Genomic DNA, 3741 nt, shown 5'->3' on the forward strand with positions numbered 1-3741 from the left:
GGAATGTTTTATTATTACTTTAAATCAAAAGAGGATATATTCTTAGCATGTATGGAAACTTATTTTGATGAAAAGTTAAAAAACAAGTTAGATATATTTCAAAATGTAGAAATAGACTATGAAGAGAGAATAAAAATGTTAAGAGATCTTGTTGTAAAAGATATAAATCAGTTTACAAGAAAATATAATTTTTCTTCAAATAATTCAATAACAGATAATTCCTATAGGCTCTGGGAATTAGCTCATTATATTGGAAAGTTTATTGATGTTTATTCTGAATTTATTATTGAAGGAATTGAGGGTGGAAAAATAGAAAATAATATGGGAATAGATAGAGAAAATGTAAAGAGTTTTGCAGCTTTTATTTTATACGGAGCTGTTGGAACAATATATAATGACTATATTATTAAGGGAGAAAACAAAACAAATTCAAGTGAAGCCTTTGGAATAATAAGCGAACTATTTCAAAGACCTCATTAGAGAAAAATAAAATATAAGGATTTTACAAGGGAAACATCAATGGTGTTTTCCTTGTATTAGTTTTAAGGCAAATGAACGAACTCGTTCGGTAAGGAGGTATGTTTTAGATGAAAAAGAAGAAATCAATCAAAGATATTATTTCCTACAGTGAAATAAAAAAAGGACAACTTGTAGGAGGGATATTATTTGTTAGTCTTGGTATGCTATTAAGTATTTGTCCAATTTTGGTGATATACAAAGTCATAAAATCTCTATTTTTATATGGAAAATTAGAACAAAGTACAATACAGTTCTGCATCTATGGACTTGCAGCAGTGGTATTGTCATACTGCTTAACTTACATTGGCGGTATTTTATGCCATAAGTTTTCTTATGTTTTAATAGCTAACTTAAAAAAGAAGATATTATTTCATATTGGGAATCTTCCTTTAGGATTTTTTACCGGAGACAACAAGTCAAAAATAAGGCAAGTATTAGGATCGGACATGAATCAAATTGAGGGATATTTTTCTCATCAATTACCAAATTTAATTTCAACTTTAGCACTAATTTTAGCAATGATAATTGCTATGTTGAAGATAAATTTAATATTAGGTCTTACGACTTTGTTAATTATATTTGTTGGTTTAGGAATTCAGATTGCAATCATGGCAAAGATTATAAAGTCGGGTGGACTTGATAAGAACTTTGCGATTTTGGATCAAATTAATTCAGCAACTACTGAATATGTTAAAGGTATGCCAGAAGTTAAAATATTTGGAACAGGAGCAAAATCATTTAAAACTTTTTCAAAGTCAGTAGGAGAATATAGAGACTTCACAAGTTCGATGACATCAATGATAAGACCGGGATTTGTTTCATTTAGAATGTTTATTTTATCTGTTGCTACATTCATAGTTCCAGTAGGAATACTTTTAATGTCACGAAATAATAACTTGGATTTTGCTACAGTTTTTATTTTCTATTTGATTCTTGCACCTGCCATTAGCGTACCTGCATTAAAACTTAGAGATTTTGCAGAAGGAATGAATTTACTAAATGAAGTTGTTTTGAGAATCTACGAAATTATAGATCAAAAAGAATTGGCAATTGAAAATATCGAGGAAGAGATAAAAGGTCATGATCTTGAATTCGAGAATGTAAGCTTTTCTTATGGAGATGAAGAGGTTTTAAAGAATATAAGCTTCTGTGCTAAACAAGGAGAAGTTACAGCATTAGTTGGCTATTCGGGAGCAGGCAAATCTACCATTGGAACGCTAATACCCAGATTTTACGATCCTTTAGAAGGCTCTATTAAAATTGGTGGAGTTAATATAAAAAATATTCCGATAAACGCCTTAATGGAGAGGATAGCATTCGTTTTTCAAGACAGTGATCTTATCACAGATACAGTCTTCAATAATGTTGCTATGGCAAAGACAGGTTCTACAAAAGAGGATGTCATAAAAGCATGTAAAAAAGCAAGATGTCATGATTTTATTGTAAAACTTCCTGATGGGTATGACACTGTTTTGGGTAAAGGGACTTATTTATCTGGAGGAGAGAAACAACGTATTGCTGTAGCAAGAGCGATTTTAAAGGACGCACCAATATTAGTATTAGACGAGGCAACAAGTTTTGCTGATTCTGAAAATGAATATCTTATACAGGAAGCTTTGTCTGAATTGGTTAAAGATAAGACAGTTATCATGATTGCTCATAGGTTAAATACCATAGAGAATGCAAATCAAATTTTAGTAATATCTGATGGAAAAATTGTAGAAAGAGGAAAACACACAGAATTAATATCTGAAGATGGAATATACAAAAGACTTTATGATATTTACAAGAATTCAAATGTTTGGCAAATGAATAGAAAAGAAGGTGAGAAGTAATGATAAAAAATATTACTTTAGGAAAGACCGATAATATAAGAAAATCTATTGCTTTGAATATTTTAGCCTCTATTTCAAATCTTATCCCCTTTATTGCTCTAGCTAAGATTGTGGAAACCTTGTTTTTAAGTAGAGGTGTAGGGAATGTAGACATAAATATCTTATGGAAATATTTTGGAATAATGGCTATGTTTTTCATCGTAACATTTTTCTTTGAAAATTTAGCTACAAAATATACTTATGAACTTGGATATAAAATTACAGCAGATGGAAGGATAGAACTTGCAGATCATATAAGAAGACTTCCTATAGGCTATCTTTCAAGCAAAAGCTCATCAGAGATTTTAGACACATTGATGAATGATTTTTTTAAAGTGGAAACAGCAGTAACTCATCAATTACCTCAGTTTTTTAGTGGTATATGTGTAGCAATATTTTGCTCAATTTTATTTTTTATTATTGATATAAAAATGGGAGTAGCAACTTTTATTGGTCTACCTATTTCAATTATACTATTAAGACTTATGCAAAATTTTCAGAAAAAAGTTTATTTAAAAACAAAAAATATAAAGATAAAAGAAGGAGAAGCTATAAATGAATATTTAGACACAATAAAAACACTTAAAGCTTATAATAGTTTAAAAGATAGTTTAAATATACTCGAAAAAGATATCGATGATACGAAAGTTGCAAATATCAAGAATGAAAAAGGTGTTGGCTCATTAACGACAATTGCAAGTATGATTTTAAGAATTGGGCTTCCTTTGATGAGTTTAACAGGTTCTTACTTGTTTTTAAAGGGAAGTTTAGAAATTGATACATTTTTAATGTTTCTATTTGTTGGAACAAGAATATTTGATCCTTTGGAACTTGCTCTTGTAAATTATTCAGGATTACAAATGGCATCAGTATCAGGGGAAAGGATTTTAAATTTACTCAATGAAAAACCTATGTCTGGAGATGAAGATTTAAATGAAAGTAATGATATCGAAATTAGAAATCTTTCTTTTTCTTATAATCAAATGAAAGTTCTTGATGGCATCACATTAAATATCAAAGAGAATGAATTAACAGCTTTCGTAGGTCATTCTGGTTCGGGTAAATCTACACTTATTAAACTTATATCTAGGTTTTATGATCCGAATAAAGGAACGATTAAAATTGGAGGAGTCGATTTATCCAAAGCAGACCCTTACAAAATAATGGAAAAATTTTCTGTTGTATTTCAAGACGTATATCTTTTTAAAGATACTATTTATAACAATATAAAATTTGGGAAAGAAGATGCAAGCAAAGATGAAATTATAAATGCTGCAAAAATGGCAGGAGCTTATGATTTTATAATAAATAAGGAAAAGGGATTTGATACTATGATTGGACAAGGAGG

Annotated in this window: 3 protein-coding genes; all 3 read left to right on the forward strand. The window is 29.4% G+C overall.

From position 1 onward, the window contains the following. The coding region (locus ACQRC6_RS09650; RefSeq protein WP_427848733.1) for a TetR/AcrR family transcriptional regulator at positions 1–480 on the forward strand (480 nt) is incomplete at its 5' end. A gap of 107 nt (positions 481–587) precedes the next feature. After that, positions 588–2354, forward strand: a complete 1767-nt coding sequence (locus ACQRC6_RS09655) for an ABC transporter ATP-binding protein (RefSeq protein ID WP_427848734.1) — start codon at positions 588–590, stop codon at positions 2352–2354. Beyond that, positions 2354–3741, forward strand: a 1388-nt coding sequence (locus tag ACQRC6_RS09660) for an ABC transporter ATP-binding protein (protein WP_427848735.1), incomplete at its 3' end; no start/stop codon positions are given. The genes ACQRC6_RS09655 and ACQRC6_RS09660, both read left to right, overlap by 1 nt.

Source organism: Peptoniphilus sp. SGI.035 (genome assembly GCF_050315115.1).
GTDB lineage: Bacteria > Bacillota > Clostridia > Tissierellales > Peptoniphilaceae > Peptoniphilus_A.

Excerpts from the sequence above, each read along its gene's own strand:
- ACQRC6_RS09655 (WP_427848734.1), top strand. The coding sequence starts at position 588 with ATGAAAAAGAAGAAATCAATCAAAGATATTATTTCCTACAGTGAAATA.